General features: G+C 55.1%; 8 protein-coding genes. All 8 read left to right on the top strand.

All coding sequences use genetic code 11. From position 1 onward, the window contains the following. On the top strand, positions 1–2291 hold a 2291-nt coding region (locus tag LJE94_16135), incomplete at its 5' end, for an FAD-dependent oxidoreductase (GenBank protein ID MCG6911635.1). Positions 2292–2446: 155 nt separating this feature from the next. After that, positions 2447–2878, top strand: a complete 432-nt coding sequence (locus LJE94_16130) for a hydrogenase iron-sulfur subunit (protein MCG6911634.1) — start codon at positions 2447–2449, stop codon at positions 2876–2878. Between the two features lies 1 nt (position 2879). Then, a complete protein-coding gene (locus LJE94_16125) occupies positions 2880–3827 on the top strand; it encodes a 4Fe-4S ferredoxin (protein MCG6911633.1) in 948 nt (315 codons plus the stop codon). 66 nt (positions 3828–3893) lie between these two features. Beyond that, positions 3894–4958, top strand: coding sequence for a 4Fe-4S dicluster domain-containing protein (locus LJE94_16120; GenBank protein MCG6911632.1), 1065 nt, complete (start codon positions 3894–3896; stop codon positions 4956–4958). Positions 4959–5067: 109 nt separating this feature from the next. Then, the gene (locus LJE94_16115; protein MCG6911631.1) at positions 5068–5910 is read left to right on the top strand and encodes an FAD/NAD(P)-binding protein; all 843 of its coding nucleotides are present in this window, start codon (positions 5068–5070) and stop codon (positions 5908–5910) included. Between the two features lie 182 nt (positions 5911–6092). Next, positions 6093–6410, top strand: a complete 318-nt coding sequence (locus tag LJE94_16110) for a TusE/DsrC/DsvC family sulfur relay protein (protein MCG6911630.1) — start codon at positions 6093–6095, stop codon at positions 6408–6410. Positions 6411–6556: 146 nt separating this feature from the next. Further along, complete coding sequence (locus LJE94_16105; GenBank protein ID MCG6911629.1) at positions 6557–6976, top strand: secondary thiamine-phosphate synthase enzyme YjbQ; 420 nt, start codon at positions 6557–6559, stop codon at positions 6974–6976. A gap of 195 nt (positions 6977–7171) precedes the next feature. Next, a complete protein-coding gene (locus tag LJE94_16100; GenBank protein MCG6911628.1) occupies positions 7172–7633 on the top strand; it encodes an AsnC family transcriptional regulator in 462 nt (153 codons plus the stop codon). Positions 7634–7680: the final 47 nt, after the last annotated feature.

The following is a 7680-nucleotide window of genomic DNA, read 5'->3' as shown; positions in this document are numbered from 1 at the left end:
CCTGGTTCCAATGCGTCGGCTCCCGCGACATGAACCGCTGCGACAACGCCTACTGTTCATCGGTCTGCTGCATGTACGCCATCAAGGAGGCCGTCATCGCCAAGGAACACGCCGGAGACGATCTGGAGTGCACCATTTTCTTCATGGACATGCGCACCCACGGCAAGGAATTCGAACGCTTTTATGAGAGCGCCAAGGAAAAAGGCGTCCGCTTCGTGCGCAGCCGCGTGCACACCATCGATTCCCTGCCCGGCAGCGACGACCTGTCTGTACGCTATGTCACGGAATCCGGTGGACTGGTAAACGAAACCTTCGACGAGGTTGTCCTCTCCATCGGCCTGCAAACCGACGCCGAAACGGTCGCCCTGGCGGAAAGGCTGGGCATCGAGCTGACCGAAGGCAATTTCTGCAAAACAGACGCCTTCGAACCCGTGGAAACCTCCCAAAAAGGCATCTACGTCTGCGGCGCCTTCCAGGGCCCCAAAGATATTCCCCAGTCGGTTATCGACGCCAGTGCCGCCGCCGGCAGCGCGGGCGCCGCACTGAGCGCTGCCCGCAACACCCAGACCAAAACGCCCGAAATCGTTCCGGAAACCAATGTGTTCGGCGAACGTCCCCGCATCGGTGTCTTCGTCTGCAACTGCGGCATCAACATTTCCGGCGTGGTGGATGTGCCGGCCGTCCGCGATTACGCGGCAAGCCTTCCCTACGTGGATTATGTAACGGACAACATGTACACCTGTTCCCAGGACACCCAGGACAGCATGACCCAGATCATCAAGGAGAAAAACCTGAATCGGGTGGTGGTGGCGGCCTGCACGCCGAAAACCCACGAACCCCTGTTCCAGGAAACGCTGATCAATGCCGGTCTGAACAAATACCTTTTCGAAATGTGCAACATCCGCAATCAGGACTCCTGGGTCCATAAAAACAACCCGGACCTGGCCACCGAAAAGGCCAAGGACCTGGTGCGTATGGCCGTTTCCAAGGTGGCGCTCATGCAGCCGCTGCAAGAGGCCGAGTTGGAAGTCAACCAGACGGCGATGGTGATCGGCGGCGGCATCGCCGGCATGAGCGCTGCCGAAACCCTGGCCCGGCAGGGTTATGAAACCCACCTCATCGAGCGAAGCGGCACCCTGGGCGGGCAGGCCCTCAACCTGTTCAAAACCGCCACGGGCGATGACGTTCAGGAAAAGCTTGCCGGACTGATCGCCCGCGTCGAGAAAAACGAGAACGTCCACATCCACATGGAAACAGGGATTGAAAATGTGGACGGATTCGTGGGCAACTTCACGTCCACGCTGTCGAGCGGCGGCAAAGAGAGCGAACTGGCGTACGGCGTAGCGGTCGTGGCCACGGGGGCTTCGGCACTCAAACCGCAGGAATACCACTACGGCGACGACCCGCGCATCCTGACCAGCCTCGAGCTGGACCATAAGTTCATGGACGATGATCCTTCCCTGGACGCATTGAACTCGGCCGTCTTCATCCAGTGCGTAGGGTCCAGGGAGCCTGACCGGCCCTACTGCTCCAGGGTTTGCTGCACGCACTCCATCGACAATGCCCTGGAATTGAAAAGGCGGAACCCGGACATGAGCGTTTACATCCTCTACCGGGATATCCGGACCTATGGCGAACGCGAGTACCTTTACCGGGAGGCCCGGGAAAAAGGCATTATTTTTATCCGCTACTCGGTCGACAACAAACCGGTGGTCGCACTGGAAAACGGCAAAATCACCGTCACCGTAACCGACCACGTGCTGGGCCGGCCACTCGAGATCGTAACCGACCTGCTCACCCTGGCATCGGCCGTGGTGCCCAACAAGGACGAGGCCCTGGCCAATTTCTTCAAGGTGCCCCTGAACGACGACGGCTTCTTCGTGGAAAAGCACGCCAAACTCGGGCCCTCTGAATTTGCCACTGATGGCGTTTTCCTGTGCGGCCTGGCCCACTACCCCAAGCCCATCGACGAATCCGTGGTCCAGGGAAGGGCGGCGGCATCCAGGGCGGTCACCCTGCTGGCGCAGCAATCGATCCACACCAGCGGAACCGTTGCCGAAACCGTGCCCATGAACTGCAGCGCGTGCAAGGTGTGCATCTCCATCTGCCCGTATTCGGCACCTTCCTTCATCGAGGAAGGGCCCTTTGCCGGCAAAGCCCAGATCAATCCGATCCTGTGCAAAGGCTGCGGCCTGTGCGTGGCTTCCTGCCGGTCGGGTGCCATCAAGCTGAAGGGCTTCGACAACGATCAGATTTTTGCGCAGATATTCGCGCTTAATGAAGCTGTTTAGCGGAAAGCCATGAAAACGATACTCACGAAAGCCGCAAAACACGGAAATACATTTTTCGTGCTTTCATAATATTTTGATTTCGTGATGGAATTATCGACGTTTACCGCCTATAACAACGGCAATTCAGAAATACGTTCTGAAAGGAGAAACGACCAATGTCTGAATGGGAACCGAAAATCGTCAGCTTCCTGTGTAACTGGTGCAGCTACGGGGCTGCCGATCTGGCGGGTGTCAGCCGGATGGAGTATCCCGCCAACATCCGGGTCATACGCATCCCGTGCACCGGCCGCATGAGCCCCAAATTCGCCCTGGCGGCCTTGAGGGAGGGTGCCGACGGCGTCTGGGTGTCCGGGTGACACCCCGGCGAATGCCATTACCTGGAGGGTAATTACTACGCTCGTCGGAAATTTTCTTTGTTCAAAAACCTCATGGAACACATGGGCGTCGAACCGGACCGTATCCACTATTCATGGATATCCTCGGCCGAATCCACCAAATTCGTGGAAGTAGTCAAGGAGGTAACGGAAAAGGTAAGGGCCCTGGGACCGAACCGGCAATTTGCCAAGGACGAGGCTAAGGTAGCATAACATGTTAGAATACAATGATAAAATAAGAGAAATATCTGCTAGGCTGCTCAAGGAGTGCCGGGTGGAGATGGTCATCGGCTTTCGCAAGGGAAGCATGCCCATGATGAATGAACCCTGTTTCATCACCAAAGCCGACGATGCCGGCCAGCTTGTCTGGGACAGCAATTGCGGCATCAACCTGGCCAACTACCTTACCAACCGGAAAGAAAAAATAGGCATCATTGCCAAGGGTTGCGACTCGCGCAACATCGTCACCCACATCATCGAAAACAAAATCAGCCGGGATCAGCTGTTCATCATCGGCGTCCCCTGCCAGGGCATGATCGACAAACGCAAGATCAATGCCATGTTCGACGGCGGGGTTCAAAAGGTAACGGAAGACGGCGAGACCATACAGGTCGATGCCGGCGGTCAAACCACGGCGCTTGCCAAAGCCGATCTTCTTCAGCAGAACTGCGCCGTGTGCATCCATCGCAACCCGGTGATCTTCGATGAAATGGTGGCCGAGCCGGTGGATGAGCAGCAGAATGTGGACCGCTATGAAGACGTCAGGCGCATCGAGGCCATGAATCCGGAAGAGAAATGGAACTACTTCGACGATCTTTTGGCGCCCTGTATTCGTTGTTATGCCTGCAGGAACGCCTGCCCCCTCTGTTACTGCCCGACCTGTTTTGTGGATGAGTCCAAACCCCAGTGGGTCGGCAAAGGGCAGGACCCCTCGGATGTGCGCACATTCCATTTTCTAAGGGCTTTTCACTGTGCCGGAAGATGCACCGACTGCGGGGCCTGCGAGCGGGCCTGTCCTGTGGGAATCAATATGCGGGTTTTCACCAAGAAGCTGGAAAAGGAATGTTTCGACCAATTCGGTTGGGAAGCCGGTCTCAGTCTGGATGAACGGCCCCCTCTGGATACGTACCGCCCGGATGACCCGGATGACTTTATCAGATAGTAATGCCGTTTCACGGTATTATGAAACGCGGCTGCGCCGCTAACAAGACCTTAAGGGTAAATGAACATGAAGCTCGTAAAAATCGACAAAAAACAGTGGGCCAACGGTTTGGAAGACCTGCGCAACAGCTATCGGTTGTTCGGTCCGGTAAAGGAAAAGGATTACCACAGCTTCAAGGCGCTTGCAAAAGACGAACAACCCGATCTGTCTTTTTCCAACTCGAGGCTTTCGCCCAAGACCCTCCTTTTTCCACAATCCGAAGCCATCATCGAATTCAGCCTGGACGAGAATGACGCCGACCACCACATCATGAAATCCGTTGAAAAAGATGTTTCACCACAGGCCGTCATCGGCGTCAGACCGTGCGATGCCAAGTCTGTGCGGCTGGTAAACCTGAATTTCGACACGCCGGAGTACCGCGACCCGTACTGGGCGGATGTGCTGGCGGCCACCACCTTCGTGGGGCTGGCCTGCGACGAACCGAAAAGCACCTGCTTCTGCACATCCGTGGATTGCGGCCCCTACAGCGAAGAAGGGCTGGACGTGCTCCTGGTTGACGACGGTGACAGTTACCTGGCCAAGGTGTTGACGGAAAAGGGTCGATCCCTGCTGGATGCCGCCGGCTGGGGAGCGGCAGAGGCCGAGAACACGGACCTTGCGGACAGGAAGGCGGCTGCGGAGGCTAAAATCGCTTCCACCGTTACCACCGACAACCTGAAAAATCAGGATCTGATGACGCTTCACGGAGCGTCCTTCTGGGAAGAGGTTGCCTTCGGCTGCCTGAACTGCGGCACCTGCACATATACCTGCCCCACCTGCTGGTGTTTCGATCTCCAGGACGAAGTTCACGGCAAGGCCGGAAAGAGAATGAAAAACTGGGACAGCTGCATGTTCCCCCTGTTCACCATGCACACCACCGGGCACAATCCACGGGGCACGAAAACGCAGCGGGTGCGGCAGCGGTTCATGCACAAGCTGAAATATTTCCTTGACAAATACGACCAGGGCATCATGTGTGTGGGTTGCGGCCGGTGCGTCAGCCAGTGCCCGGTCAATATCGATATCCGTAAAATCTGCAACCTGATGAACGCGTATCAAGCCGACAATGCAGCATGCGTAGAACAGGAATAGAACCGATCTTGATCGCGATACTTGGAATGCGGAACTGTTTTTCGCCCCTTGCGAACAATGAAGCTATGCGCAAAAACGTCTCCAACATAATGAACAAATGGAGGATCACGTGTTAAATCCTTATGTACCTTATCCGGTTCGCATCGATGACATCGAGGTAGCCACAGAGGATAAAAGTCTAAAAACCTTCAAATTTGTCTTTCTGAACGACGGTGACGAAGAAAAATTTGCCTATCAGGCCGGCCAATTCGCCGAACTCTCCGTTCCCGGTGTGGGTGAAATTCCCATCGGCATTGCATCCTCACCCGTGGAAAAAGGCTTTGTCAAATTCACGGTTTTCAAGGCCGGCGTGGTCACTTCCCACCTTCACAACATGAAGGTGGACGATATCATGGGCATCCGCGGACCGCTGGGCAACTGGTATCCCTGGGACCTTCTCGAAGGCAAGAACATACTCATCGTCGGCGGCGGGTTCGCTTTCACCACCCTGCGTTCCTCCATCGTATACATGCTCAACCCCGACAACCGTGCCCGGTTCGGCAATATCGATGTCGTTTACGGTGCCAGGACGCCCGGGATGCTGCTTTACAAGGACGAACTGATCGCGTGGGAGAAAAGGGACGATATCAATATGCACCTGACCATTGATGCACCCGCCGACGGTTGGGAATACAACGTAGGCTTCACCCCGCCCATCACCGAGCAGAAGGCCCCCCAGGGAGATGACAATACCTACGCCATCGTCTGCGGCCCCCCGATCATGATCAAATTCACCCTGCCGGTCCTCGAAAAGCTGGGATATGCCGACGATCATATCATCATGTCGCTCGAGAACAGAATGAAGTGCGGCTTCGGCATGTGCGGCAGGTGCGGTATCGGAAAAGAGCTGGTCTGCAAGGACGGCCCCGTATTTACCCTGGACCAGATCAACAAAACACCGCGGGAATATTGATCGGCAGGGCCCGTCATTCGGCGGTCCGATGCCCGGGTTATTGCCCGTGCATGTTTTTTATCGGCTGTATTTTTTTTCGTGTTGACATTGGACATCTTATCCATTAAGGATTATAATTTCAAAATAGAAACCAAGGCTGAAAAGCCGCATTCGAAAAAATTACTTTAAAGGAGGGTCATTAAATGCCAGAAGTAGAATTCCAGGGAAAAACATTTAGCGTTGACGAAGATGGTTTCATCGATTCCTACGAAAATTGGAGCCAGGAGTGGGTTCAGTGGGTTAAAAAGGAAGAAGGCATCGAAGAACTGAACGATGAGCATCAGAAAGTCATTACCGTTCTGCGCGAATACTATGAAAAGAATGGAATCGCTCCCATGGTTCGTGTTCTTTCCAAGGTTACCGGTTTCAAACTGAAACACATCTATGAGCTGTTCCCCTCAGGACCCGGCAAGGGAGCATGTAAGATGGCCGGTCTTCCGAAACCGACCGGATGTGTGTAAAACCTGCACAATCATGAACCCAAACCGGTTCCACCGATGACCAAGGCCCTGCTTACGGCAGGGCCTTTTTTTATCCGCACCGCAAGATGCCTTCCCGCGAAGGCCGGCAAGTGGATCCCGGGTTCATCCGTGCGGGCTTGGGTTTCATGGCAACGGAGCAAAAAGCCATGCAGTTTTCCGTAAAAACGCATTCTCAGACGGAAATGGTCGATATCACGGCGAAGATCCAGGAGATCGTGACCGCAAGCGGCCCGGACAGGGGACTGTGCTGCATTTTCGTCCCCCACACAACGGCCGCCGTGACCATCAACGAAAGCGCGGACCCCAGCGTCAAGGCGGATATGCTCAAGGTGCTCAACCAGGTGATTCCCTGGGAGGCCGGCTATCGTCACCTGGAGGGCAATTCCCCCGCTCACATCAAGTCCACGCTCGTGGGCGCATCCGAACTGGTGGCTGTCGAAGACGGGCGGCTTGTGTTGGGCACGTGGCAGGGCGTGTTCTTTTGCGAATTCGACGGTCCCCGAACAAGGAAGGTCAATGTCAATTTTCTGGCGAACGACAAGTGAAAACCCCTTGCCGTTCTCCAGAAAATTGTTCACGGCTACGCCGTGCTTATTTTATTTGGGGCCTGATCTAGACACGAAAGTTTGGTCATTGACCGGCCAATCACTCTGTATCAAACGTGAAGCTGTTTGAGCTTTATAGGACCCGTTATGACGAACAGCGGCAACACAACGTTTAACGGTGCAAAAGGATCAACCATGCCGACCAACCATCTCGACCCGACAGACCGGCTGATCATAAATCGGATACAGAGCGATTTTCCCATCACCGCCAGACCCTACGGCACCATTGCCACAGACCTGGGTTTGTCCGAAGACGATGTCATTCAGCGTGTTTCACGTCTGAGGCAAAGCGGCATCATCCGCCGCATCGGTGGTAATTTCGTCCCCGAAAAGCTCGGTTATGTCAGCACCCTGTGCGCCGCCAGCGTATCCGACGACAAGCTGGAGCGCTTCACCGAAGTGGTGAACGCCCACCCCGGCGTGACCCACAATTACCGGCGGGAAAACCATTTCAACGTGTGGTTCACCTTTATTGCGCCCTCACGCGGCATTATCGAAAAAAACCTCGACGAAATTTCGCGCAAAACGGGCGTGGACAGGATTTTGAACCTTCCGGCCAACCGCGTCTACAAAATAAAAGCCGAGTTTATGCTTTAAAAATGATGCACACCCCGCTCCTTGACGGACAGGAAAGATTCAAAACC

Source organism: Deltaproteobacteria bacterium (assembly GCA_022340465.1).
GTDB lineage: Bacteria > Desulfobacterota > Desulfobacteria > Desulfobacterales > B30-G6 > JAJDNW01.
This window is presented reverse-complemented; position numbering and strand designations above follow the sequence as displayed.